The sequence below is a fragment of the Bradyrhizobium sp. T-1 genome (assembly GCF_053592855.1).
Map to the genome: position 1 here is coordinate 4,856,569 of NZ_CM132115.1, position 23,072 is coordinate 4,879,640.

Annotated in this window: 24 protein-coding genes; 10 read left to right on the top strand and 14 right to left on the bottom strand. The window is 63.4% G+C overall.

What is annotated here, in order from left to right; genetic code table 11:
• Positions 1-87 precede the first annotated feature (87 nt).
• The gene (locus ACWAT4_RS23605) at positions 88-621 is read right to left on the bottom strand and encodes an RBBP9/YdeN family alpha/beta hydrolase (protein WP_449728181.1); all 534 of its coding nucleotides are present in this window, start codon (positions 619-621) and stop codon (positions 88-90) included.
• Between the two features lie 110 nt (positions 622-731).
• On the opposite strand from ACWAT4_RS23605, the gene ACWAT4_RS23610 reads away from it, so the two are divergent.
• Both ACWAT4_RS23610 and ACWAT4_RS23615 read left to right on the top strand, forming a co-directional pair.
• Complete coding sequence (locus ACWAT4_RS23610; protein WP_449728182.1) at positions 732-1,208, top strand: Lrp/AsnC family transcriptional regulator; 477 nt, start codon at positions 732-734, stop codon at positions 1,206-1,208.
• Positions 1,209-1,218: 10 nt separating this feature from the next.
• Complete coding sequence (locus ACWAT4_RS23615) at positions 1,219-1,716, top strand: peptide deformylase (RefSeq protein WP_449728183.1); 498 nt, start codon at positions 1,219-1,221, stop codon at positions 1,714-1,716.
• A 128-nt stretch (positions 1,717-1,844) separates the two neighbouring features.
• On the opposite strand, the gene ACWAT4_RS23620 is transcribed toward ACWAT4_RS23615, so the two are convergent.
• The 6 genes from ACWAT4_RS23620 to guaA form a co-directional block, all read right to left on the bottom strand.
• Complete coding sequence (locus ACWAT4_RS23620) at positions 1,845-2,726, bottom strand: AraC family transcriptional regulator (protein ID WP_449728184.1); 882 nt, start codon at positions 2,724-2,726, stop codon at positions 1,845-1,847.
• An 87-nt stretch (positions 2,727-2,813) separates the two neighbouring features.
• The gene (locus tag ACWAT4_RS23625) at positions 2,814-3,299 is read right to left on the bottom strand and encodes a hypothetical protein (protein ID WP_449728185.1); all 486 of its coding nucleotides are present in this window, start codon (positions 3,297-3,299) and stop codon (positions 2,814-2,816) included.
• Between the two features lie 102 nt (positions 3,300-3,401).
• On the bottom strand, positions 3,402-5,195 hold the full coding sequence (locus tag ACWAT4_RS23630) for a DUF2326 domain-containing protein (RefSeq protein ID WP_449728186.1): 1,794 nt from the start codon (positions 5,193-5,195) through the stop codon (positions 3,402-3,404).
• Positions 5,182-5,430, bottom strand: a complete 249-nt coding sequence (locus ACWAT4_RS23635; protein ID WP_449728187.1) for an ABC-three component system middle component 8 — start codon at positions 5,428-5,430, stop codon at positions 5,182-5,184. The genes ACWAT4_RS23630 and ACWAT4_RS23635 overlap by 14 nt, the downstream gene beginning before the upstream one ends.
• Positions 5,417-6,379 (bottom strand): ABC-three component system protein, encoded by a 963-nt coding sequence (locus tag ACWAT4_RS23640; RefSeq protein ID WP_449728188.1) that lies wholly within the window; start codon positions 6,377-6,379, stop codon positions 5,417-5,419. The genes ACWAT4_RS23635 and ACWAT4_RS23640 overlap by 14 nt, the downstream gene beginning before the upstream one ends.
• A 114-nt stretch (positions 6,380-6,493) precedes the next feature.
• Positions 6,494-8,092 carry a glutamine-hydrolyzing GMP synthase gene (guaA, locus tag ACWAT4_RS23645; protein WP_449731250.1) on the bottom strand — a complete coding sequence of 533 codons (1,599 nt, stop codon included), beginning with the start codon at positions 8,090-8,092 and terminating at the stop codon, positions 6,494-6,496.
• A 150-nt stretch (positions 8,093-8,242) separates the two neighbouring features.
• On the opposite strand from guaA, the gene ACWAT4_RS23650 reads away from it, so the two are divergent.
• The 3 genes from ACWAT4_RS23650 to ACWAT4_RS23660 all read left to right on the top strand — a co-directional run bounded on the left by ACWAT4_RS23650 (position 8,243) and on the right by ACWAT4_RS23660 (position 9,579).
• Positions 8,243-8,614, top strand: coding sequence for a nuclear transport factor 2 family protein (locus ACWAT4_RS23650; protein WP_449728189.1), 372 nt, complete (start codon positions 8,243-8,245; stop codon positions 8,612-8,614).
• A gap of 158 nt (positions 8,615-8,772) precedes the next feature.
• The gene (locus tag ACWAT4_RS23655) at positions 8,773-9,105 is read left to right on the top strand and encodes a DHCW motif cupin fold protein (protein ID WP_212427941.1); all 333 of its coding nucleotides are present in this window, start codon (positions 8,773-8,775) and stop codon (positions 9,103-9,105) included.
• A 264-nt stretch (positions 9,106-9,369) separates the two neighbouring features.
• Positions 9,370-9,579 (top strand): cold-shock protein, encoded by a 210-nt coding sequence (locus ACWAT4_RS23660; protein WP_027532363.1) that lies wholly within the window; start codon positions 9,370-9,372, stop codon positions 9,577-9,579.
• Between the two features lie 155 nt (positions 9,580-9,734).
• On the opposite strand, the gene ACWAT4_RS23665 is transcribed toward ACWAT4_RS23660, so the two are convergent.
• The 3 genes from ACWAT4_RS23665 to ACWAT4_RS23675 are packed head-to-tail and all read right to left on the bottom strand — an operon-like array spanning position 9,735 to position 12,207.
• A complete protein-coding gene (locus tag ACWAT4_RS23665) occupies positions 9,735-11,036 on the bottom strand; it encodes an RsmB/NOP family class I SAM-dependent RNA methyltransferase (protein WP_449728190.1) in 1,302 nt (433 codons plus the stop codon).
• A gap of 35 nt (positions 11,037-11,071) precedes the next feature.
• Positions 11,072-11,494: an MAPEG family protein gene (locus ACWAT4_RS23670; RefSeq protein ID WP_212299295.1), complete on the bottom strand. Its 423-nt coding sequence runs from the start codon at positions 11,492-11,494 to the stop codon at positions 11,072-11,074.
• A 47-nt stretch (positions 11,495-11,541) separates the two neighbouring features.
• Positions 11,542-12,207, bottom strand: coding sequence for an NUDIX hydrolase (locus tag ACWAT4_RS23675; protein WP_449728191.1), 666 nt, complete (start codon positions 12,205-12,207; stop codon positions 11,542-11,544).
• A 129-nt stretch (positions 12,208-12,336) separates the two neighbouring features.
• On the opposite strand from ACWAT4_RS23675, the gene ACWAT4_RS23680 reads away from it, so the two are divergent.
• The 3 genes from ACWAT4_RS23680 (at position 12,337) to ACWAT4_RS23690 (ending at position 15,062) form a co-directional block, all read left to right on the top strand.
• On the top strand, positions 12,337-13,332 hold the full coding sequence (locus ACWAT4_RS23680) for a radical SAM protein (protein WP_449728192.1): 996 nt from the start codon (positions 12,337-12,339) through the stop codon (positions 13,330-13,332).
• A gap of 201 nt (positions 13,333-13,533) precedes the next feature.
• A complete protein-coding gene (locus ACWAT4_RS23685; protein ID WP_449728193.1) occupies positions 13,534-14,151 on the top strand; it encodes an acriflavin resistance protein in 618 nt (205 codons plus the stop codon).
• 68 nt (positions 14,152-14,219) lie between these two features.
• The gene (locus ACWAT4_RS23690; protein ID WP_449728194.1) at positions 14,220-15,062 is read left to right on the top strand and encodes a metallophosphoesterase family protein; all 843 of its coding nucleotides are present in this window, start codon (positions 14,220-14,222) and stop codon (positions 15,060-15,062) included.
• A gap of 6 nt (positions 15,063-15,068) precedes the next feature.
• On the opposite strand, the gene ACWAT4_RS23695 is transcribed toward ACWAT4_RS23690, so the two are convergent.
• Positions 15,069-15,368, bottom strand: coding sequence for a hypothetical protein (locus ACWAT4_RS23695; RefSeq protein WP_449728195.1), 300 nt, complete (start codon positions 15,366-15,368; stop codon positions 15,069-15,071).
• 194 nt (positions 15,369-15,562) lie between these two features.
• Positions 15,563-16,585, bottom strand: coding sequence for an NADP-dependent oxidoreductase (locus ACWAT4_RS23700; protein ID WP_449728196.1), 1,023 nt, complete (start codon positions 16,583-16,585; stop codon positions 15,563-15,565).
• 135 nt (positions 16,586-16,720) lie between these two features.
• Between ACWAT4_RS23700 and ACWAT4_RS23705 the strand changes: the two genes are divergently transcribed.
• Positions 16,721-18,850 carry a methyl-accepting chemotaxis protein gene (locus ACWAT4_RS23705; protein ID WP_449728197.1) on the top strand — a complete coding sequence of 710 codons (2,130 nt, stop codon included), beginning with the start codon at positions 16,721-16,723 and terminating at the stop codon, positions 18,848-18,850.
• 112 nt (positions 18,851-18,962) lie between these two features.
• Here ACWAT4_RS23705 and guaB read toward each other — a convergent pair whose 3' ends face one another.
• Positions 18,963-20,456 carry an IMP dehydrogenase gene (guaB, locus tag ACWAT4_RS23710; RefSeq protein ID WP_212299288.1) on the bottom strand — a complete coding sequence of 498 codons (1,494 nt, stop codon included), beginning with the start codon at positions 20,454-20,456 and terminating at the stop codon, positions 18,963-18,965.
• Between the two features lie 372 nt (positions 20,457-20,828).
• Here guaB and ACWAT4_RS23715 point away from each other — a divergent pair, with 372 nt between their 5' ends.
• The gene (locus ACWAT4_RS23715; protein ID WP_449728198.1) at positions 20,829-22,319 is read left to right on the top strand and encodes an MFS transporter; all 1,491 of its coding nucleotides are present in this window, start codon (positions 20,829-20,831) and stop codon (positions 22,317-22,319) included.
• A gap of 63 nt (positions 22,320-22,382) precedes the next feature.
• On the opposite strand, the gene ACWAT4_RS23720 is transcribed toward ACWAT4_RS23715, so the two are convergent.
• Positions 22,383-23,072 (bottom strand): RlmE family RNA methyltransferase, encoded by a 690-nt coding sequence (locus ACWAT4_RS23720; RefSeq protein ID WP_449728199.1) that lies wholly within the window; start codon positions 23,070-23,072, stop codon positions 22,383-22,385.

Consider the following 23,072-nt stretch of genomic DNA (forward strand, 5'->3'; position numbering starts at 1 on the left):
GCATAGCCGTCTCGACCGGGGGATTGTAGTCGCACGTTCGCCACAGATCCGGGGCGCCACGCGGGAGCATCTGCAAACCACCTTCAACTAGAGCCGCGCATGAAATTCCATGAGAAACCGACGTCCCTCCGGCCAGTCGCCGAGATTGCTCGCACCATTGATGTGGCCCTTCGCGCCGATGTCGACGAGGTCGCTGCCCCACTGCCCTGCTCTCGCCTGCACGTAAGACAGAGACGCGTAGGGGTCATTGGTGCTGGCCACGATCATCGAGGGAAAGCGGAAGCGTTCCTCCGGCGCGGGCGCGAACGCCGCGGCCTCGGTCGGGAACGCCGGGGATTGCGGATCGGGAACGGCGACCAGAAGCGCGCCCTTCACCGGCGCGTGGTTTTGTTTTTGCCAATGCGCGACGAGCAGGCAGGCAAGGCTGTGGGCCACCAGCACCGGTGGCGTCTTCGTCGCGCCGACGGCGCGGTCCAGGGCTGCGATCCAATCGACCAGATCGGGTTGATCCCAGCTGGCCGGACCAAAACGGCGGATGGCAGGGTCGGCCAGCTCCCAACGGCTCTGCCAATGCGCTTCGCCGGAGTTGCCGATGCCTGGCAAATGGATGAATTCCGTCACGCTCGACCTTTCATGTTTCGCTACGTTCCAGCGGAGCATGGCGATTTACAAGCGCAAACGGAATTGGCATTCATCGGAAAGAGCCGCACAATTCCGATAGATCAAAGGCCATGACGCGAAGCCAGGATTTTCAGCCCGTCCTCGATCCGACCGACATTGCGATCATCGAAACGCTGCAGGATGATGGCCGCATCAGCGTCTCGGAACTGGGGCGAAAGGTCGGCCTGTCCCAGCCGGCCACCTCGGAACGCCTGAAGCGACTGGAGGAGCGCGGGATCATCAGCGCCTATCGCGCCGTCATCGATCCGGCCGCGGTCGGTCTCAAGATGATGGCGATCATCCGCCTGCGGACGACGCATGAACACATCAAGGCGTGCCTGAAGCAATTTGCGGAGATGCCTGAGATCATCGAAGTCCTGAGGCTGACAGGAGAGGATTGCTTCCACCTCAAGGTGATCGTGCCCTCGCCGGCGGAGCTCGAGAGCATCGTCGATGCGATTGCTCGGTATGGTTCGGTCACGACCGCCATCGTGCTGCGGAGCGAACCCGTGAAGCGTATCGGGCGAGAACTGATTCAGAGGAGCTAGCACGCGACTCATGCCCATTCGTCCCATCGTCCGCTATCCCGACCGCCGGCTCGCGATGCCGGCCCGCCCCGTCACCGTCTTTGACGACGGCTTGCGCGCGCTGGCCGCCGACCTGATGGAGACGATGCGCGCTGCGCCCGGCATCGGCATCACGGCGCCGCATATCGGCGTGCCCCTGCGGCTCGTCGTGCTCGAGCTCGATCCGAAAGTGGGCGCGCAGACCTACGTCAATCCTGAGATCGAATGGGCCTCGCCCGAGATGATCCTCCACAAGGAAGGCAGCGTCTCGATGCCCGGCGTTACCGACGAGGTGCAGCGCCACGCCCGCGTGCGGATCAGCTACCACGATCTCGACGGCAATTTGCAGACCGAGGAGTCCGATGGCCTGCGCGCCGTCTGCCATCAGCACGAGATCGATCAGCTCGACGGCATGTTCTGGATCCAGCGGCTGTCGCGGCTGAAGCGCGAGCGGCTGGTGAAGAAGTTCGAGAAGATGGCGCGGGAGTGATCGGCTCCGTAGGGCGGATTAGCGAAGCGCAATCCGCCATCTTGAGCGGGACGCGTTGAGAGATGGCGGATTACGCCGGCGGACTGCGCTTCGCGCAGCCGCGGGCTAATCCGCCCTACGGCCGCGCACTACTTCAGCGGCAGGAAGACCTCCGCGACAGCCTCATGTTCCGGCACTTCCGGAAACAGGCTCAGCCGCTGGCAATAGATCGGGAAGTCGCGTGCTTCCTCACCGCTGGCAGGAAGCCAGTCGCGATAGAGATAGAGCGCGGCGGGCTCCAGATTGTCGGTGAAACCGACGATGCGCAGCACCGCGCAGCGTCCGCCGGGGATCTCGCCGGCCTTGATCGCTTCGCCGTTCGCCTCGATCGGCTGGTCGGTGCCGACGCAAAGGTCGATGTGATATTCGTCCTGCTGCGCAGGCCGACCCTCGGAATGCCAGACATTGAAGGTCGGACTTGTCCTGGGGTGCAGGCCGGCGGCCTTGCGCCAAGCGATAAACCGCCGGATCGTATCACCGAGCGTCTCGGGGCTCCCCCGATGCTCCATGATTGCCACCCTGGTCGTGGGCACATCGCGGATCGTCACGTCGTCACTGGTAAAGCTTGTCTGCATGAGCTTGCTCCTCGCAATGTCGAGAGGCCCGAAGGCCGCAAGCCACGGCTCCCAGTCCGGCGATTTCCGGAACGACGACGGCGACTGCCCGAACCGTTGCCGAAAAGCGCGGGCGAAGGCGTCAGGTGCGTCGTAGCCGGCATCCATCGCGATGTCGGTGACATCAAGGGCGTCGTTATAGGCCAGCTGATGCGACGCGCGCTTCATGCGGGCCAGCTGGACATAGCGATGCACTGATAGCCCGAAGGTCGCCATGAACTGCCGGTGGAAATGGAATTTCGAGAACGCCGCGACAGCGCTCAAGCTGTCCAGATCCAGATCCGCGTCGAGATGCCGGTCGATATGGTCCAGCACGCGCCGCATCCGGGTCTGATAGTTTTGCAGTGCCGCCGTCATCGTCCCTCCTCCGTGGCGGCTCGAGTTAGGCCGGGATGGCGGTGGTGCGCTCGACCGATCTTGCGGTTTGGGACATTGTCGTCGAGACTATGAGGCGAGCCCAGCCTTTGCTCGCGCCAGGATGCTGTCCCAGTTCACCTGGCCGCTGGTGGCCAGATCGGTCTTGAAATAGTCGTCGTGGTGGCCGATGTACGCCGGAGGTGCCTTAGGTCCATGGGCACGCCACGCTTGGGCGAACCATTGCTCCAGAAGCTCTGAAGCCGTTTCCCCCGGTTCAATCACCTCGTATTTCTCATCATCGTAAATTTCGGAGGGAACGACGACCGTCCGGCCCTTGAGAAACCAGTGCCCCTCCCGGTCGACAGGTTCGCCATCGGCATCCATCTCCCACATTGCCACAAAAAATTCTTCGCTAAACTGTGACGCGTCGTATTCAATCAGCAGGAAGCTCGTCTCCTCTTCCCATGACAATTCTGCGATCATCGCCATTTCTCTATTCAGTTGAGGCGTGATCTCCTGAAAGTGCCGCCGTACCCGTTCAACGAATTCCTTCTTCGTGTCGTCCTCATCCATGCAACCCCTCCGCTACAATCGACATTGCCTGTTTGCCAGAGTTCGAAGGACGGGTGGAGCAAAGGGATATCTATCAATCCGACCTAATGTGCCTACTATCTATCACCAAGGCTTCATCTTAAAGAGCCGGCCAGTATCGTCCTCGTCATGGAGCAGCAGCACGATTTCGGACTGATCGAACACGGCACTGTCATCGTCTCGCGGCGGCAAATCGGAGTCAATGAGCGTGATAATCGATTGCAATCCGAGCGCGGTGTAGCGACGGATCACGCCGAGTAGATTTTCCTTCTTCCGATCGTCAAGCGATTCGAATAGGCCGTCGTGGAAGGCAAATCGTGGAAAGCCATCGCTGAGATGCGCGCGCAGCAGAGCCAAATCAAATGCGATGCAGAGCAGCTTTTTGTAGCTGAATCCGCGGTCGGCACTGGTCGCAATACCCGCATCGTCAAGTAGTTCGGCACGGAAATCGAGATGCCCGTACTGGTTGACGACCACGCTGAGCAACGCCTTTTGATCGATCACGTCTTCAACGATCTCGTTGAAGAAAAGCCGAATCTTCGAAAAGAGGCTCTCGCGATCGGCGTTCTTAGCCTCGACGTCAGCCTCGATCGCCGCCTGCAGGTGGGTCTTTTCCTCAGCAAGTGTGCGGATGTCGGTCCGCAGCTGCTGAAGCTTGTGCACAAACTCCCGTTGCCGCTCTAGGCCCTCGATGTCGGCGCGAAGCGTTACCATCTCGCTAGAAAGGCGCTTGTACTTCGCGAAAGAATCGGTGCTGCTCAAAAACGCGAGCATTTCAGAACGACGTTTACCAAGCGTATTTAACTCCGAGCTGACTGCTTTCAGCTCGGCTTCGATCTCGGCGCGCTCTTCGACCAGATAGCCCCTGCGTTCGTCGGTAATTGCCTTATTAAAAGAAATTAACTGCTGAAAATCACGCTTAATCTGACCGGCGAAATACACGCCGGCCTCGCGGAACAGCTCGCTTGCATCCTCGGGATTAAAAAGGATCTGGTCCGCCTCTAGCGAAGTGATAATCTTCTTTCGATTTTGAGTGAGCGAATAGCGCCGCTGATTTAGCGCAGCGATGCGCTCGTCAACCTGATCGACGAGCTGTTTGGTGGCGGCCTTGTCTTGGCTTCGGAAGTCGAAAGCGTCGAGAAGTAGCTGCTTCTTGTCCACTTCTTGGCGCTTGAGCAGCAAGAGCCCGTCGATCTTGCCAGCGTCCTCGATCTCGCCCCCCAGCTCTTGGCGGATCGTAGTCGCTTTCTGCTCCTTCTCCTTGAGCTCATCCTCCTTAGTGTAATGTTGGGTGATCAGCTCGGCATCAAACCCTAGAACGTGCGCCAGAAACGGCTTCCAATCGGCGTGCGAGTTGGCAAACTTCCGCAGTTGGAAGACGTCCCGGAAGTCGTCCTGCGAACGCAGAAAATAGCCGAGTCCTTTACGATAGTCCCACGGCTTTAGCGCCCGCCAATCGAGTAAGCTGTCGAGTAGCTCCTTAGCGCGATCAAATGGGACATCATAATGATCCCATTCCAGATCGGGCAACGTCGAGAAGTCCTGATGACGCGCCGCATGCTTCTTGAAGGCGACCTTCGATGCCTCGGCAACGCTGCGACGGACGGTGACATAGGCACCGTCGAGAAGTTCAATCTCCAGGAAGAATATAAATTCCTCGAAGCGGTCGAGGTGCTTGAACAGGAAAAACTTGGCGTCTCGGCCGGCAAGAAAGCCGAAATCGAGCAGACGACCAAATGTTGTTTTGCCAAGATTGTGCGTATCTCGATCGCGGTTCTCGGGCAAACGGATTTCAGCCAGCACGACATTGAGCTCAGGCTCGAGCTCAACTGGGGCAAACGCAGTGGGCCGGTTGGAATAAAGCTTAGACGGCTTCATTCTGTCCTACGTATTCAATTGCATCGGTCTTAGGATGATATTCGATCAGCCCAAGCAGATAGAGAAAGTTAAGCGACGGCAGGAACAGCACGTCACCGCCAATAACCGCTTTGCGGACAAAGATGAGCAGTGCGTCGTATTCGCATAGGCGCTGCGCACGCAGCCGCGTAAGCATCAAAAGCGCAACATTGACAACAGTGCGGTCGGGATGCGCGTGTTTGCTAGGTCTCAGCATCGGCGGCTTCCCCAATATCGCAATTCCAGTACATGTAGAACAGCACGGCGCGGGTTAGGCGCTTGTGCTGCTTCTGGCGCAGAATCGCATCGCGCTGGAACAGAAGATCAAGCAGATACTCCATGACCGCATCGAAGTCCTGGAAGTCCTTCCGCTTGGAGATAATCTTCATCTGGAACTCCTCGGCCGCCACCTCATAGGACTTGAGTATCTCCAAATTCTCCGGCGCGGCTAGAAACGCCCGAATTTGCGCGGTGTCCTTGAGATATCGCTTGCGAAGAGCGGTCGCATACTCCGGCGTCATGTTGTTGAGGGCATTCTTCGCCTCATACGAGGTTCGCTCGCCCGGTGGGGTGTCTAGGACTGCCGACAGGTCAGCCTCGTGGCTGGCGATCGCCTCGACAACAACAGCTAGTTCATCAGGCGACACAATCAATGGGGAGTCGACCGGATCGAGATCAGCGAGTGCTGGCACCTCTGGAAACTGCTTCATGTAAAGCTCGAGCTGCTCGAGCCCGCAAAGATAGATCGAACCTTCAGGCAGATCGCATTCTTTCGCGATATGCTGGGTGATGGTCTGATCGGCATTGCCAGCCAGACGTCGGTTAGCGAACAGCATGTAGTGATCGAGCTGCTTGTTCTTCCGGAGGTTTGCGATGCGCGGCACCTCCTTCCCGATCACCGAATCTTGGGACTTGGAGCTGTAAAAATCAGCCTCGCCAAAATGGCGATTGTACCCGTTCGTGTGTTTTGCTTGGACAACAACCGTCCCGGTCCACGGCGCGGCCTTGCTCGGATGAAGCTCGGCAGTACCAACAAACTTGGCATCGCGGCCGCCGTCGGGGCCCTTGGCAAACCCCTTGACCGACATGCCGAGCAGCCGTTGGCACAACAGAACGATCAGCGTTTCGAACTGATCGTCACTCAAGTCCTCATAGGCGAACTTCATGCCGGGCGTCCTTGCGCGTTCGGGTCCCGATGAGGAGACCGCCGCAACGCGCGCAGACTCGGTTCTAGCACAGGAGCCTATGGAGCGGGAGCTATACCATTCTGCCGCTTCATCCTACTCCCACTCAATCGTCCCCGGCGGCTTGCTCGTCACGTCGTACACCACCCGGTTCACGCCCTTCACCTCGTTGATGATGCGCGTGGCGGTCTCGCCCAGGAATTTCATGTCGAACTGGTAGAAGTCCGCGGTCATGCCGTCGGTGGAGGTGACGGCGCGGAGGCCCACGACGTAGTCGTAGGTGCGGCCGTCGCCCATGACGCCGACGGTCTTGACGGGCAGCAGCACGGCGAAGGCTTGCCAGATGTCATCGTAGAGGCCTGCTTTCCGGATCTGGTCGATGTAGACGGCATCGGCCTTGCGCAGGATGTCGAGCTTGTCCTTCGTGATGTCGCCGGGGCAGCGGATGGCGAGGCCCGGGCCCGGGAACGGGTGGCGGCCGACGAAGATTTCGGGAAGGCCGAGCTCGTAGCCGAGCTTGCGCACCTCGTCCTTGAACAGCTCGCGCAGGGGCTCGACGAGCTTCATGTTCATGCGCTCGGGCAGACCGCCGACATTGTGGTGCGACTTGATGGTGACTGAGGGGCCGCCGGTGAAGGAGACGCTCTCGATCACGTCGGGATAGAGCGTGCCTTGCGCCAAGAAGTCGGCGCCGCCGAGCTTCTTGGCTTCCTGCTCGAACACCTCGATGAAGAGACGGCCGATGGTCTTGCGCTTCACTTCCGGGTCGGTGACGCCTTCGAGCTCGCCCAGGAATTGCTTCGATGCGTCCACGTGCACGAGCGGGATGTTGTAGTGGTGGCGGAACAGGTCGACCACCGTCTTGGCCTCGTCGAGGCGCAGCATGCCGTGATCGACGAACACGCAGGTGAGCTGGTCGCCGATGGCCTCGTGGATCAGCACGGCGGCGACTGCGGAATCGACACCGCCGGAGAGGCCGCAGATCACCTTGCCCTTGCCGACCTGCTGGCGGATCTTCGCGATCTCCTCCTCGCGGAAGGCGCGCATGGTCCAGTCGCCGGTGAGGCCGGCGATCTTGCGGACGAAATTGCGGATCAGCTTGGCGCCATCGGGCGTGTGCACCACTTCGGGGTGGAACATCAGGCCGTAATATTTGCGCGTCTCGTCCTGGATGATCGCGAACGGCGCGTTCGGCGAGGTGCCGGCGACTGAGAAGCCCGGCGGCATCTTGGTGATGCGGTCGCCATGGCTCATCCAGACCTGGTTCTTGCTGCCTGACGACCAGACGTCCTCGAACAGCTTGCTCTCGGCCTTCACCTCGACATCGGCGCGGCCGAATTCGCGGTGATGGCCGCCCTCGACGGTGCCGCCGAGCTGCTCGGCCATGGTCATCTGGCCGTAGCAGATGCCCATCACCGGCACGCCGGAGGCGAAGATCAGCTGCGGCGCGCGGGGCGAGCCGGCCTCATGCACCGACTCCGGGCCGCCGGAGAGAATCACCGCTTTCGGCTTCATCTCCAAAAAGGCCTGTTCGGCCTTGTTGAACGGGACGATCTCGCAATAGACGCCGTCCTCGCGCACACGACGCGCAATCAGCTGCGTCACCTGGCTGCCAAAGTCGACGATGAGAATCTTGTCGTGCGCCGAGGCCACCGAAGGCGTCGACGCGGAGCGGTCGTTCTGTGCTGCTGTCATGGCCAGCAAATACGCGACGCGCGACCGGCCCGCAACCGCACACGCTGCGCGCCCACATGCTTCTTTGGGCATGGACAAATCCATATAGGTAAGTATTATTGACCTAATTTGCCCCACCCACCAAACCGGGGCCAATCAGGGAGACCGCTCATGTCACAGCATCATCAGCCATCTACGCTTGCCGCGCTCGGCCGGACCTGGGTCGAGGCCTGGAACGCGCGCGACCTCGAGCGCGTGCTGACGCTCTACGACGAGGCCACGGTGATGACCTCGGACCGCATTCCCATGATGGGATTCGATCCGAGCGGAACGGTGCGCGGCAAGGACGCGCTGCGGGCTTATTGGGGCAAGGCGCTCGCCCTGCTGCCGGAGCTGCACTTTGCGCTGATCGACGTGTTCGTGAGCCCGGACAGCGTGGTGGTGTTTTACGAGAACGAGCGGGGCAGGAAGATCTGCGAATATCTGCGGGTGAACGACGCTGGGCTGATCGTGCAGGGCTCGGCGAATCATTTGCCGCAGTGAGTGCCGCTCTCTCCCCGTCATTGCGAGCGAAGCAAAGCAATCCAGAATCCTTCCGCGGATGCAGTGCTGGATTGCTTCGCTGCGCTCGCAATGACGGAGACTGGGGCGGACACGTGCGTTAACACTGCGTCCGCCCGCGCTGAAACAGGACCCTCCCCATGAAACTCCCCACCTCGCCCTTCACCGTCACCGACTGGAGCAAGGTCGAAGCCACCAGGCATCCCGGCGAGACCGGGCACGCGCTGTGGCGGACGCTCAACATCGGCGAGTTGCGCGTGCGGATGGTGGAGTATTCGCCGGGCTATCTCGCCGATCACTGGTGCGATCGCGGACACGTGCTCTACGTGCTTGCGGGGGAGCTCGACAGCGAACTGCGCGACGGACGCAAGTTCAAGCTCACGCCGGGGATGAGCTATCAGGTCTCGGATTTCGGCGATGCCGCGCATCGTTCGTCGACCGCGATGGGCGCGACGCTCTTCATCGTGGATTGACGGAACTATCTTTCCGAGCGCGGTGTGCAGCGCAAAATAGCAAAATGCGAGGGGCTCGCTGTGGGCGCGTGCCGCCTTGAAGTTGCCCCAAAAAATCGCTAGATTGTGAACATCGATCCTTGGCCGAACGACTGGGCCGCTCCGTCTCATTTCCAATGGGCGAGCACGTTTCAGGTATTTCTCCAAAATCGACCAATCGGGACGTGGGCGCGGATAATGCGCATTTGTCCCCCTGAGTGCATCGTCAATTGAAAGGAAATGACTATGGCAATGGGCACCGTGAAGTGGTTCAACAACCAAAAGGGCTTTGGCTTCATCCAGCCGGATGACGGCGCAAAGGACGTCTTCGTTCACATCAGCGCCGTTGAGCGCGCCGGTCTGAGCACCCTCAACGAGGGCCAGAAGGTCTCCTTCGACATCGTTGCGGACCGCCGCAGCGGCAAGTCCTCGGCCGACAACCTCCGCGCCGGCTAGTTGACCGCGAAATTCGCGATCTGACCGCGGACGTACCGGCAGATCGTAGAGTTCGAAAGACCCCGCGACCGGGATCCGGTTCGCGGGGTTTTTGTTTGCCCGCTCGTCATTCCGGGCTCGCCCTGCGGGCGCCCCGGAATGTCGGCGGAGCGAATTCAGCCCGCTTTCTTCAGAACGGACACGAAGAACCCATCCGTTCCGGTGCGGCGCGGGGTCATGAGCCAGCCCTCGGGCGATTGCAGCGCAGCTTCTGCGAACGCCTCGGCCTTGTCCCAGAGCACGCTGGCGGTCTGCTCCGGCGGCACCACCGTGAACTCGGGATGCTCGGCGACGAACGCCCTCACCTGCTCGCCGTTCTCCTCCGCAAGGACCGAGCAGGTGATGTAGGCGATGCGGCCGCCCGTCTTCACCAACGGAACCGCACGCTCCAGCACCTCGGCCTGATCCTTGAGGCGAATCTCCAGGGCACCCGGCCGCATGCGCCATTTGGCGTCGGGATTGCGGCGCCAGGTTCCGGTTCCCGTGCAGGGCGCGTCGATGACGACGAGATCGGCCGTCGCGCGGATATCGGCCAGTGGATCGACCTCGCCCTTGGGCGTGCGGACATCGGCATTGTGGACACCGGCGCGCGACAGGCGTTCGTGGATGGGCACAAGCTGGCGCTTGTCGCTGTCGGTCGCGATCAGCCGGCCTTTGCCCTGCATCATCGCTGCCAGCGCCAGCGTCTTGCCGCCGGCGCCGGCGCAGAGATCGATCACCTGCTCGCCCGGTTTTGCCGCGGTGAAGAGCGCCGCAAGCTGCGATCCTTCATCCTGCACCTCAACGCCGCCCTTGATGAAATCCTCCTCGGCCTGGATGCCGGGATTGCGCGCATCGGCCGAAAGCTCGATGCGCAGGCCGTTTGGCGACCATGGCGTCGGTTTCGCATGAAGATGAGCAAGCGCCTTCAGCACCTTGTCGCGATTGGATTTTAGCGTGTTGACGCGCAAATCGAGCGGCGCCCGGCTCGCCATCGCCGCCGCCTCGGCGACGCGGTCCTCGCCGAACACTTTTGCGAGGTGGGAATCCAGCCAGTCCGGATAGTCGCCCGCGATGGCGGCGGGCGCATCTTTCAGCGAGCGATGGCTGAGCGCCGCCTGCTCGGCCTCGGTCAGGGGCTCGGGTGCGAACCGGCTGCCGTCGAACAAGGCGCCCATGGTTGCGCTATCCATGTTCCGCTCGAGGCGCAGCATGCCGATCAGCCGCGCGCGTGCGGTATCGGAATCCATCAGGAACGCGCTGGAGGAAAAGCGGCGCAGCACGTCCCAGACCAGGCCGGCAATGGCGGCGCGGTCGCCGGAGCCGGCAAAGCGGTGCGCGGTGCCCCACTCCTTCAGCGCCTTGGCCGCAGGCACGCGGTCCTTCTCGATGGTGTTGATCACTTCAATGGCTGCGGACAGCCGGGCAGCGGGAGTCATTTGAATCTTTCAGATCAAGATTGGCGAGCAAGCGCCTAGATCAGCAACAGGATTTTAAGTGCGAAATAGATCCACATCGCCAGCAGCACCAGGACACCGGCGAGCCAGACCGACGAGCGCCGGCCGAGATCGTTCGAACTGACGAACACGCCGGCATGGGCAAAGCGCGTCACCACGAACACCCAGGACATCAGCACGATGAAGAGATCGGCGTGGCGAAGCGGCAGCGCCAGCGCGATCAGCGCGTAGAACAGCACCGGCAACTCGAACTGGTTGCGGTAGCAATTGGCGATTTGCGTGGCGCCCTTTGGCCAGTTCGGCTCGCCCAGCGCAATGTCGCGGATCTTGGTCTCGCCCGAGACCAGCGCATTCCGGCGCCCGAACACCATGCCGATCAGCAGCGCGAAGGTGAGCCCGATCTGCACGAAGACTGGCAGCAGGACCATTTGGACGGACATCGGAACTTTCCCGAAAATGGCGCGAACGGCGCGCGAGGCGATCACCGCTACACGGTGCGGTCGAATTCGACAACGCCGGACTTGGCCAAACGAAACAATTGCGCCGGCCGCGCGGACGCCTTGCTGACGGAACCGGCCACCTGTTCGATCAGCCTGAGCTCGTCGATCTTGCGACGGAAGGCGCTGTCGTTGAGCGAGCGGCCGAGCGCGGCCTCATAGGCGCGCCGCAGCTCCGGCAGGGTGAATTCCGGCGGCAGCAGAAAGGCCGGCAACGACGAATAGGCCGCGCGGCGGCGGCAGCGCTCGATCGCGGCGGCGACGATGGCGTCGTGGTCGAACGGAAGTCCCTTCGCCTCGGCGGGCGGCAGCATTTTCAGCGACGTCACGCCCCGGGCGGCAAAATCCTCATGCGGCAGCAGCGTGTAATAGGCGATCGACGCCGACCAGCCGCGCGGATCGCGCTGTCCGCCCGAAAAGGTCATCAACTGCTCCAGCACGCGCACCGAAAGCCCGGCCTTGTCGCGCAGCACGCGCACCGCTGCGGCGTGGGTCGAGTCGTCCTCTTCGGGATGGACATAGCCGCCGACCAGCGCAAGTCGTCCGGCATGCGGGGCCTTTTCCCGCGCCTGGAGCACGACATGGATGCGGTCGTCGTGCAGGGTCAGCAGCACGACGTCGACGGTGAGAATGGGGCGGATCAGCTCGGCGGCCATGGGTCCATCCTAGCCATTCAAATAGCAAATTGCAAATAACAAGTTGCAATATATCTCCCCCAGACCCAGGCTTTCGTCAAGGCGATGGCAATCATCGCCTGAGACACTGAAGCAAAGAGAGAGGCCAACATGATCGTCGTCTGGCGTGTCGTGGACAGTTGCAACCTCGCCTGCGGATTCTGCGCCTATGACAAGCGTCTCGGCTTTCCGCGCGGCCAGGCTGCGCCCGCCGATATCCTCCGCTTCGCCGCGGTGCTGGCCGAGCACCAGGCGCAAACCGGCGACCGCGTTCTGCTGAGCTGGCTCGGCGGCGAGCCGCTGCGCTGGCAGCCCTTGCAAGCCCTGACCCACGCCGTGCGCGGGCTTGGCCTCGAGGTCAGCGCGACCACCAACGGCACGACGCTTGGCAGCCCGGCGCTGCGCCGGCATCTGTGCGAGAGCTACAAGGAGCTGACCATCAGCGTCGACGGTCTTGCCGCCTTCCACGATCCCTCGCGCGGCTGGGCCGGCGGTTTCGACAAGCTGCGCCGCTGGGTCCCTCAGCTCGCGGCCGAAGCGCGTGCGCTCGATTCAAGGCTGAAGCTGCGCGCCAACATCGTGCTGATGCACCAGAATGTCGGCGAGTTCGCCGCGCTGTGCGAAGAACTTGCCGACTGGGGCATCGCCGAGATCACCTACAACCAGCTCGGCGGCCGCGACCGGCCGGAGTTCTATCCGCAGCACCGTCTCACCGGTGCCGACGTCGATGCGCTTGGACAGGCCCTGCCGGCGATCCGCCAACACCTCGCGTCACGCAGCGTGATGCTGATCGGCGGCGAGCAATATCTGGCGCGGATCCGGGCCAGCACGCAAGGTCAGCGCATGCCCGTCAGCGATTGCGATCCCGGACAGAGCTTTCTGTTCGTCGACGAGAAGGGCCAGGTCTCGCCCTGCAGCTTCACGACGCAGGACTACGGCATCGACATCGGCAGCCTGCAAAGCGCCGCCGATCTCGCCGCCCTGCCCGCCCGCTTCCGCCTGTTGCAGCAGGCCGCACGCTCCCGGCAGTGCGACGACTGCCTGAGCACGCAGGTCTGCGGCAAGTTCTCACGCCGCGAGGCGCCGGTCCTGATGGCCGCAGAATAGCGCTTCAGAAGGCGCCGCAGGATCCAGGCCAACACGCTTGAACAGTCACGGCAATTGCCGTCGGCGCCACGGCGCCGGCGGCATTGTTTGCGGCGGCTGCAATCATCCGCGAGCGACTTGAACCAGCGTTCCCGATCTTGCGACCAACCACCAGTCATCAAAGCGATTTCGACCCGTTTGATCGCAAGGCGAGACGCCGCCATGAACACCCTGTCCAGCCTTTGGACCGAATCCGCGGACGGCCAGCTCGGCATCTGGCTATCGGCGCTCTCAGGCATCGCGGCGGCGCTGGCGGTCGCGCTGGCGATGACGGTGTATTTCCGCCTGGGCTACCGGACCTGGCGCGACATCGTCAGGCATGGCCTGGCGACGCTCGCCGCCATCGCCCTGTTCGCCTTTGCCGCCTACGACATGCGCCACGCCGCGCTCGCCTATCTCGGCCTCAACCCGTCCAAGCCCGCGGTCGAGTTCGAGATCCGCATGCCGCGCGAGACGCTGGCGACGGTGTCCGCCGATACCCAGATCGAGCTGAATACCGACCGCAATCAGACGCTCGCTTTGGTCGACGGCGTCAGTGACCTCGCCGACGGACGGGCGCTGCTGCGCGGGGCGGTCGCGCTCAACCATCGCACCGCCGACCGTGTGCTGGTCGTGAACCTGCCCGGCAAGGGCATGTTCGAGTTTCGCCTGCGCCTGCCCGCCGAGCCGCATCGCACCGAGCAGTTCGGCCCCTGGCATCTCGCCGACCGCATCGCCTCGCCGCTGACAGGCAACCTCGCGCCGCAGGACGCCTACACCATCCGCTATCGCGTGCTTTAAACTTTGTTTCATCGCCGATTTTGCGCGCGCGTCATCGTTCCGACGTTTGGCCGGACGATACTTCGCGCATGTCAGAATTTCGCCTCACCCAGATTTCGGACACGCATCTCGGCCGGCGCTTTCCCGGCCTGATCGCGAACTTTCATCGCGTCAGTGAGCACATCGACGCTGACAGGCCTGACCTCGTCATCAACACCGGTGACGTCTCCTTCGACGGGCCCACCAGCCGCGACGACGTCGCGCTCGCCAAGCGCCTGCACGATGCGTTGCCCGTCGCGTGTCGTTACATCCCCGGCAATCACGACATCGGCGACAATCCCACCGCGATCGGACCTGCACCGAAGCCGCCGATCACTGAAGCCCACCGCCAGCAATTCCGCGACATCATCGGCGACGACCATTGGTCGTTCGAGGCCGCCGGCTGGCGCTTCATCGGCCTCAACTCGCTGGTGATGAATTCAGGGCTCGCCTTCGAAGCCGAGCAATTCGACTGGCTCGCCTCGGAGATCGCGCGCGTGAACGGCAAGCCGGTCGCGCTGTTCATTCACAAGCCGCTGTTTCTCAACCTGCCCGATGATCCCGAGACGCCGGAGACCTCGATCCGCTACGTGCCGCAGCCGGCGCGTGCGCGGCTGATCGAAATGTTCGGACGCGTCGATCTCCGCCTGATCGCCAGCGGTCACGTGCATCAACGCCGCGACTTCACGTTTCACCACACGCGGCACGTCTGGGCGCCCTCGGTCGGCTTCAAGATCAACGATGCGCGCCAGGACCGGATCGCGATCAAGGAAGTCGGGCTGGTCGAGTATCGCTTCGCCCCCGACCGCATTGAAGTCCGTCACATCCGTGCCGCGGGTCAGGTCGATGTCGACATCGAAGAGCTGTTCGCCCAGATGGGCGGTGAGCACTAGCTCCGCTCAGGCGACGCTCTTGAGATCGTGCTGGATTGCAGCCAGCAGCGACTGCAACGCTTCACTGGTCACGGGCTTCGCGGCGGGACCATCGGCGGGCACAATCCTGGCGGGCTCGACCGCCTTGACCGGGCGTTTGGGAAAGCGTGGCGGAGGCGTCGGCATGGCGGGGGCTGCAAACTCGCCCTGCTCCTCGCTGTGCACGAACTTGCCGTGGATGACGTCGTCGTGGCGGCCCATGACATACATGGCCATCCAATAGCCGGCAGCCAGAAGGATTACGCAGAAAATACCGATCTCTAACATCGCAACACCCTAAATATGCGCGATGATTCAATGCCTTCGACCGGGCGTCAATGAACCCTCGGTCACACCTTGCGCCTTTTGCGGGCAAGTGTGGCGAATAGGTAACTCTTTGTTAACCACCGACGCCCCGGGGTGTGGCGTCGGTGCAACGCAAAGGCGCGCGAGGCCCGCGGGCGACGCGCCAAGCCTGGCAGCTACGCCTTATCCGGCCCGACCCGGACCAGCTGCTTGCCGAAATTGGCCCCCTTCAGGAGCCCGATGAAGGCGCCCGGGGCGCTCTCCAGGCCCTCAGTGACGAACTCCTTGTACTTCACCTTGCCGTCGCGGACCCATCCCGACATGTCGCGCAGGAAGTCGCCATGGCGCGAGGCGAAATCGGAGACGATGAAGCCGCGGAAGGTCAGCCGCTTGGTCAGCGTCGCGCGCATCATCGACGCGGCCCATTTCGGCGGCTTGGCCTCGGTGTCGTTGTAATGCGCGATCAGGCCGCAGACCGGCACACGCGCGAATGGATTGAGCAGCGGGAAGACCGCCTCGAACACGGCGCCGCCGACATTCTCGAAATAGACGTCGATGCCTTTCGGGCAAGCGTCCTTCAGCTTCGCCGCGAGATCGGGATCGCGATGGTCGATGCAGGCATCGAAGCCGAGTTCCTTCACGACGTAATCGCACTTGTCCTTGCCGCCGGCGATGCCGACCGCACGTGCACCCTTGATCTTGGCGATCTGGCCGACCGCCGAGCCGACCGCGCCGGAGGCACCGGCAACGACGACCGTCTCGCCTTCCTGTGGCTTGCCGATGTCGAGCAGGCCTGTGTAGGCGGTCATACCGGGCATGCCGAGCACGCCGATCGAAGTCGAGATCGGGCCGAGCTTGGGGTCGACCTTGATCAGGCCCTTGCCGTTCGAGACCGCATGCGTCTGCCAGCCCGAACGAATTCGCACGATGTCGCCGACCGCGAAATCAGGATTGTTGGAGGCCGCGACCTCGCTCACGGCCTCGCCCTCCATCACGCCGCCGACCGGCACCGGCGCGGCATAGGACGGCCCCTCGCTCATGCGCCCGCGCATATAAGGATCGAGCGACAGCCAGACCGTGCGCAGCAGAATCTCGCCTGCGCCCGACGTTGGCACAGCGAATTCCTCCAGACGAAAATCGGACGATTTAGGCTCGCCGACGGGACGCGCGGCGAGAACGATGCGTTTTGCTTGGGCCATGATGGTTCCTCCGGATTGGTTGTCGGCATGATTTAGGAGGAGCGGCGTGATGAAGCAAACCCCCGGTCGATTAAGGCTTTGGTCGCGATTGCGATCTAAAATTGTAAGGACCTCCCATGATCGAAGAGTCCTTTCGTGCCAGAGCTTGCCCCGCCATCTGCTCCCTCCTCCAAGATCGGCGCGAAGGGCGGTCTCAGCCTGCGCTGGCGCGTCCTGGCCGGAAATCTGATCACAAGCCTGCTCGCTGTCGCCTTCGCCGGAGCGGTCGCCTGGGGCGGATGGGGTGATCTGCGCAAGCGGGAAGCCGCCGCGCGCTCGCTCACCGCCTTCGAGCTGGTGATGAAGGCCAACAGTCTCATTCCGGTCGAACGCACCGCCTGGTACGCCGTCGCGACTCCGGCCGAGCCGGCCACGTCCGAAAAGCTGTCGGCTCTCGACAAGACCATCGCCAACACCGACGCCGCCATCAACGCCGCCAAGGCGGCCACTCGCGCGGCAGAGCTGCCGACGCGGTCGATCGAGGCCGCCGAGCAGACGTTGCAAAAGACCCGCAGCGCCGGCCGCCAGGCCGCGGTCCTGCCGAAGTCGCAACGCCCCGCCGACAGCCAGACGGCGATCGTGGACGGTCTGGCGCGCTCCGTCGATGCCCTCACGGCGGCGACGAGCGAAGCCTTGATCAACCTCTCGCGCGCCGGCAGCGACATCGAGAACCTCCTGCCGTCGGCGACGCTGGCGCAGAGCGCGCAGAGCATGCGCACCATCAATGGCGCGCGTGCCGCCGTGCTCGGCCTTTTCGCTCGCAACCAACCCTTGTCGCCAGCCCAGCGCGTCGAGGTGACTGAATTGACCGGTCAGGTCGCGCTGATCTGGACCCAGATCGAGCAGGGTGTCCACAATGCCGGCGATGCGCCGGCGCTCGCCAACGTCACCAACCAGGTGCGTGCGAAACTGATGACCGAAGGCGAGCCGCGGTTTCAAGAAATGGTCGCGGCCGCCCGGGAAAGTCGTCCCAGCCCGATCGGTGAGGCCGAATGGCCCCGCTGGCTCGCTCCCGTCCTGAACAGCGTGCTCGGTCTGCGCGACGCCGCCTTGACCTTTGCCCACGACGCCAACGACGCGGCGATCGCACAGGCGCAGACACGGCTGATCTGGGCTCTGGGGGCCCTGTTGGTCGTGCTGATCGCCTCGGTCGCCGTCGTCATCGCCGTGATGCGCCAGGTGATCGGTCCGCTGGTGCGGCTGACCGGCGCGACGCTGCGGCTTGCCGACGGCGAACTCGCCGTTGCAATCCCCGACGGGCATCGCAAGGACGAGATCGGCACCATGGCTGGCGCGCTGCAGATCTTCAAGGACGCGCTGGTCGCAAAGAAGCTCGCCGACGAAGATTCCGCACGTAACGCCGAAGCGCAAATCGAGCGCGGCCGCCGCGTCAACATCATCACGCGCGATTTCGAGACCGTGATCGGCGAGATCGTCAGCACGGTGTCGTCGGCAGCGACCGAGCTTGAAGGTTCGGCCGGTACCTTGAACACCAATGCGGATCGTTCGCAGACGCTGACGACGGCCGTCGCGGCGGCGTCCGAGGAGGCATCCGCCAACGTGCAGTCGGTCGCCTCCGCGACCGAAGAGCTCACATCGTCGGTCAACGAGATCAGCCGGCAGGTCCAGGAATCCGCGCGCGTGGCCGGCGACGCCGTCGAGCAGGCCCGCCGCACCAATGACCGCGTCGGCGAACTGTCACAGGCCGCAAGCCGGATCGGCGACGTCATCGAGCTCATCAACTCGATCGCGGGCCAGACCAACCTTTTGGCGCTGAACGCGACCATCGAGGCCGCACGCGCCGGCGATGCCGGCCGCGGCTTCGCAGTGGTCGCCTCGGAGGTGAAGGCGCTGGCGCAGCAGACCGCCAAGGCGACCGAGGAAATCCATCAGCAGATCGGAAGCGTCCAGGCGGCGACGCAGGAATCCGTCGGCGCCATCAAGGCGATCAGCGAGACGATCGAGCGACTGTCGGAAATCTCCTCGACGATTGCGGCGGCCGTCGAGGAACAGGGCGCAGCGACGCAGGAAATCGCGCGAAACGTGCAGCAGGCGGCGCACGGCACCCAGCAGGTCTCCGCCAACATCAACGACGTCCAGCAGGGCGCCAGCGAGACCGGCTCGGCCTCGTCCCAGGTACTGACCGCCGCCCAATTGCTGGCCTCGGATTCGGGCCGCCTCAAGCTCGAGGTCGGGAAATTTCTCGAGGCCGTGCGCGCGGCTTGAACCGCGCGAAACTAAATCGCGATGAGATTTGGAGGAATGGTCATCGCGATTTAGGTTCTCTTAGACGCATGATCTTTCCGGAAAACCGCTTCGCACCTTTCCGGATCATGCTTTAGCCGCCACCGGGATAGTTCGGGCTCTCGCGTGTGATGGTCACGTCGTGGACGTGGCTTTCGCGCAGGCCCGCGCCGGTGATGCGGACAAACTGCGCCTTCTCGTGCAGCTCCTTCATGTCCTTTGCACCGACATAGCCCATCGCGGCGCGCAAGCCGCCGGCGAGCTGGTGCATCACGTTGCCGACCGGGCCCTTGTAGGGCACCTGGCCCTCGATGCCTTCAGGCACGAGCTTGAGCGAATCCTTGATGTCCTGCTGGAAGTAGCGGTCGGCCGAGCCCCGCGCCATCGCGCCGACCGAGCCCATGCCGCGATAGGCCTTGTAGGAACGGCCCTGCCAGAGGAACACTTCGCCCGGCGTCTCGTCGGTGCCGGCAAGCAGCGAGCCGACCATCGCAATGTCGGCACCGGCAGCGAGCGCCTTGGCAAGGTCGCCCGAGAACTTGATGCCGCCGTCGGCGATGACGGGAATGTCGGATTTCTTCGCCGCTTCCACCGCATCCATGATCGCGGTGAGCTGGGGCACGCCGACGCCAGCCACGATGCGCGTGGTGCAGATCGAGCCTGGGCCGATGCCGACCTTGATGCAGTCCGCGCCCGCATCGATCAGCGCCTGTGCACCGTCCGATGTCGCGATGTTGCCGGCGACGACCTGCACCGAGTTGGACAGGCGCTTGATGCGGTTGACCGCATGCAGCACGTGGCGCGAATGGCCGTGCGCGGTATCGACGACGACGAGGTCGACACCGGCATCGATGAGGCGCTCAGTGCGCTCAAAGCCGGTGTCGCCGACCGTGGTGGCGGCGGCGACACGCAGGCGGCCCTGCGCGTCCTTGCAGGCCAGCGGATGGGCGACCGCCTTCTCCATGTCCTTGACCGTGATCAGGCCGACGCAGCGATACTGCTCGTCGACGACGAGCAGCTTCTCAATGCGATGCTGGTGCAGCATGCGCCGCGCTTCGTCCTGGCTGACATTCTCGCGCACCGTGACGAGGCCTTCATGCGTCATCAACTCGGAGACTTTTTGCCGGCGGTCGGTGGCAAAACGCACGTCGCGGTTGGTGAGGATGCCGACCAGCTTGCCCGGCGTGGACTTGCCGGCACCGGTGACGACGGGAATGCCGGAGATGCCGTGATCGCTCATCAGCTTGAGCGCGTCGTCGAGCGATGCCTCGGGGCTGATGGTGAGCGGGTTCACCACCATGCCCGACTCGTACCGCTTGACCTGCCGCACCTGGGCGGCCTGCCCTTCGGGATCGAAATTGCGGTGGATCACGCCGAGGCCGCCGGCCTGCGCCATGGCGATCGCCATGCGGGCCTCGGTGACGGTATCCATGGCCGAGGCCATGATCGGGATGTTGAGCGGGATGGCGCGGGTGACGCGGGAACGGATGTCGACCTCGCCCGGCATGACGTCCGAGAGGCCCGGCTTCAACAGCACGTCGTCGAACGTAAAGGCTTCGCGAATGCCTTGAAGTTGCACCGTGGCCATTTGCCAACTCCTTCCTGCGGCCCTGCCGCAAATAGCTATGGATGAGCGCCGCCCTCGGCGTACCTTGCGGCATCGCCTTGAGAATCGGAGCCCATCGGTGGGGTTGACGCGGGTCGATAGCACGGCCGCGCGACGAATCAAAGCAAATCGGACCGCTGGCCAGCCATGCACAGGCTTTTTACGCAAATTCAGCCGGGATAGCCGGGCGGGCCCCGTCATTCCCGGGGGCGCGACGAAGCCGCGGGGCCGAAAATGACGAAGGAGCGAGCACAGGATTTAGGTGCTATGCGCCGATCCACAATGGTCCGGCGCCAGCGGCGGTGATAAGCCGCAATTCTCGCCCTTCGGCCCCGTTTCCATTACCAAACCGTCATGGTCGACAAGCAACGCATCATCCCGCTGATCGTGGCCACCGCTCTCTTCATGGAGAACATGGACTCGACGGTGATCGCCACCTCGCTGCCGGCGATCGCGGCCGACATCGGCACCAGTCCGCTGACGCTGAAGCTCGCGATCACCTCCTACCTCTTGTCGCTCGCGGTGTTCATCCCGGCGAGCGGCTGGACCGCTGACAGGTTCGGCGCGCGCATGGTGTTCGCGATCGCCGTCGGCGTGTTCATGGTCGGATCGGTCGGCTGCGCGCTCTCGACCTCGGTCACCAACTTCGTATTCGCGCGAATCCTCCAGGGCATGGGCGGCGCGATGATGACGCCGGTCGGGCGCCTCGTGCTGCTCCGCTCGGTCGACAAGAGCGCTCTGGTCAATGCAATGGCCTGGGTGACGGTCCCTGCCCTGATCGGTCCGGTGATCGGCCCGCCGCTCGGCGGCTTCATCACCACCTACGCGTCGTGGCACTGGATCTTCCTGATCAACATTCCGATCGGCCTGCTCGGCATCTTCATGGCGCTGCGGTTCATCGATCCCATCAAGAGCGAGACGCAGGAAAAGTTCGATCTCTACGGCATGGTGCTCGCAGGGCTCGGCCTTGCCGGCATCGCGTTCGGTCTCTCCGTGGCCGGCCTCAATCTGCTGCCCTGGAGCACGGTCGCAGCCCTGGTTGCGGGCGGCGCGATCTCGATGACGCTCTACGTCATTCATGCCCGGCGGACGGGATCGCCGGTGCTGGACTTTTCGCTGCTCAACCTGCCGACGCTGCGCGCGGCCGTGTTGGGCGGATTCCTGTTCCGGCTCGGTATTGGCGCCCTGCCCTTCCTGCTGCCGCTGCTGATGCAGATCGGCTTCGGCCTGTCACCGTTTCATTCCGGGCTGGTCACCTTCGGCTCCTCGCTCGGCGCGATGGGCATGAAGACGCTGGCCGCGCGGATCATCCGCACCTTCGGCTTCCGCAATCTGATGACGGTGAACGCGATCGTCTCTGCATTTTTCCTCGGCGTGTGCGCGCTGTTCACGGTGACGACGCCGCTGCTCATCATCCTGGTGATCCTGGTCGTCGGCGGCTTCTTCCGCTCGCTCGAGTTCACCGCGATCAACACGGTGGCCTATGCCGACGTCGAGAGCGCCCAGATGAGCCGCGCCACCACGCTTGTCAGCGTCAACCAGCAACTCGCGATCTCCGCCGGCGTCGCGGTCGGCGCAGCTTGCGTCGAGACGACGATGTGGTTCGGCCATGTCAGCGAGATCGACGCCACCGTGTTCGCGCCCGCCTTCGTCGTGGTGGCGTTGACCTCGGCGGCATCGAGCTGGTTCTTCTGGCAGATGCCGAGCGATGCCGGCCACGAGATCTCCGGTCGCAAGGCGGTGGAGATCGCGAGCCGCAAGGGTGCCGCAAAAAGCGCCGCCAGCGCCGCCGTCAAGGTCGCGACGGAAGATACCCAGGACATGCGCGATCAGCGGCTGGGGTGAATTTTCCGCAAACGGCGCAACATACTCGGCGTCGTCCCGGCCTTCACCGGGACGACAGCGGAGTTATTGCGCCTTCGCCTCGCCCCGAAAACCCGTCGCCAGCACGTAACGCTCGGACGAATCCTGCCGGCTCGCCGCGGGCTTCACATGACGCACCGTCGCAAAGTCGCGCTTGAGCTGGGCGAGCAGATCGGCATCGGCGCCGCTCTGGAACGTCTTGGCCAGGAACGTGCCGCCGGGCTTGAGCACGTCGCAGGCGAACGCGGCGGCGGTCTCGACCAGACCGACGATGCGGAGCTGGTCGGTCTTGCGATGGCCGGTGGTGTTGGCGGCCATGTCCGACATCACGACATCGGCGCCACCGCCCAACATCGCGGTGAGCTTGTCGGGCGCGTCATTGTCCATGAAATCGAGCTGCGTGAAGTCGACGCCGGGGATCTCCGGCATCTCCAAGAGATCGATCGCCACGACCTTGCCCTTGCCATCGACCGAGCCGACCCGCTTGGCTGCGATCTGGCTCCAGCCGCCGGGCGCGGCGCCGAGGTCGACCACGGCCATGCCAGGCTTGAGCAGGCGGAACTTGTCGTCGATCTCGAGCAGCTTGAACGCCGCGCGCGACCGATAGCCGGCCGCCTTGGCCTTGGCGACGTAGGGATCGTTGAGCTGCCGCTCCAGCCAGAGCTTCGACGACAACTTGCGCTTGCCGCCGGTCTTGACCTGGACGTGCAAGCGGCCGGTGGTGTCTTTCGCCAT

What these genes read in the sequence shown, in the direction of transcription:
- ACWAT4_RS23610 (WP_449728182.1), top strand. Translation starts at nt 732, where the DNA reads ATGACGCGAAGCCAGGATTTTCAGCCCGTCCTCGATCCGACCGACATT.
- ACWAT4_RS23615 (WP_449728183.1), top strand. Translation starts at nt 1,219, where the DNA reads ATGCCCATTCGTCCCATCGTCCGCTATCCCGACCGCCGGCTCGCGATG.
- ACWAT4_RS23620 (WP_449728184.1), bottom strand. Translation starts at nt 2,726, where the DNA reads ATGACGGCGGCACTGCAAAACTATCAGACCCGGATGCGGCGCGTGCTG.
- ACWAT4_RS23625 (WP_449728185.1), bottom strand. Translation starts at nt 3,299, where the DNA reads ATGGATGAGGACGACACGAAGAAGGAATTCGTTGAACGGGTACGGCGG.
- ACWAT4_RS23630 (WP_449728186.1), bottom strand. Translation starts at nt 5,195, where the DNA reads ATGAAGCCGTCTAAGCTTTATTCCAACCGGCCCACTGCGTTTGCCCCA.
- ACWAT4_RS23635 (WP_449728187.1), bottom strand. Translation starts at nt 5,430, where the DNA reads ATGCTGAGACCTAGCAAACACGCGCATCCCGACCGCACTGTTGTCAAT.
- ACWAT4_RS23640 (WP_449728188.1), bottom strand. Translation starts at nt 6,379, where the DNA reads ATGAAGTTCGCCTATGAGGACTTGAGTGACGATCAGTTCGAAACGCTG.
- guaA (WP_449731250.1), bottom strand. Translation starts at nt 8,092, where the DNA reads ATGACAGCAGCACAGAACGACCGCTCCGCGTCGACGCCTTCGGTGGCC.
- ACWAT4_RS23650 (WP_449728189.1), top strand. Translation starts at nt 8,243, where the DNA reads ATGTCACAGCATCATCAGCCATCTACGCTTGCCGCGCTCGGCCGGACC.
- ACWAT4_RS23655 (WP_212427941.1), top strand. Translation starts at nt 8,773, where the DNA reads ATGAAACTCCCCACCTCGCCCTTCACCGTCACCGACTGGAGCAAGGTC.
- ACWAT4_RS23660 (WP_027532363.1), top strand. Translation starts at nt 9,370, where the DNA reads ATGGCAATGGGCACCGTGAAGTGGTTCAACAACCAAAAGGGCTTTGGC.
- ACWAT4_RS23665 (WP_449728190.1), bottom strand. Translation starts at nt 11,036, where the DNA reads ATGACTCCCGCTGCCCGGCTGTCCGCAGCCATTGAAGTGATCAACACC.
- ACWAT4_RS23670 (WP_212299295.1), bottom strand. Translation starts at nt 11,494, where the DNA reads ATGTCCGTCCAAATGGTCCTGCTGCCAGTCTTCGTGCAGATCGGGCTC.
- ACWAT4_RS23675 (WP_449728191.1), bottom strand. Translation starts at nt 12,207, where the DNA reads ATGGCCGCCGAGCTGATCCGCCCCATTCTCACCGTCGACGTCGTGCTG.
- ACWAT4_RS23680 (WP_449728192.1), top strand. Translation starts at nt 12,337, where the DNA reads ATGATCGTCGTCTGGCGTGTCGTGGACAGTTGCAACCTCGCCTGCGGA.
- ACWAT4_RS23685 (WP_449728193.1), top strand. Translation starts at nt 13,534, where the DNA reads ATGAACACCCTGTCCAGCCTTTGGACCGAATCCGCGGACGGCCAGCTC.
- ACWAT4_RS23690 (WP_449728194.1), top strand. Translation starts at nt 14,220, where the DNA reads ATGTCAGAATTTCGCCTCACCCAGATTTCGGACACGCATCTCGGCCGG.
- ACWAT4_RS23695 (WP_449728195.1), bottom strand. Translation starts at nt 15,368, where the DNA reads ATGTTAGAGATCGGTATTTTCTGCGTAATCCTTCTGGCTGCCGGCTAT.
- ACWAT4_RS23700 (WP_449728196.1), bottom strand. Translation starts at nt 16,585, where the DNA reads ATGGCCCAAGCAAAACGCATCGTTCTCGCCGCGCGTCCCGTCGGCGAG.
- guaB (WP_212299288.1), bottom strand. Translation starts at nt 20,456, where the DNA reads ATGGCCACGGTGCAACTTCAAGGCATTCGCGAAGCCTTTACGTTCGAC.
- ACWAT4_RS23715 (WP_449728198.1), top strand. Translation starts at nt 20,829, where the DNA reads ATGGTCGACAAGCAACGCATCATCCCGCTGATCGTGGCCACCGCTCTC.
- ACWAT4_RS23720 (WP_449728199.1), bottom strand. Translation starts at nt 23,072, where the DNA reads ATGGCGAAAGACACCACCGGCCGCTTGCACGTCCAGGTCAAGACCGGC.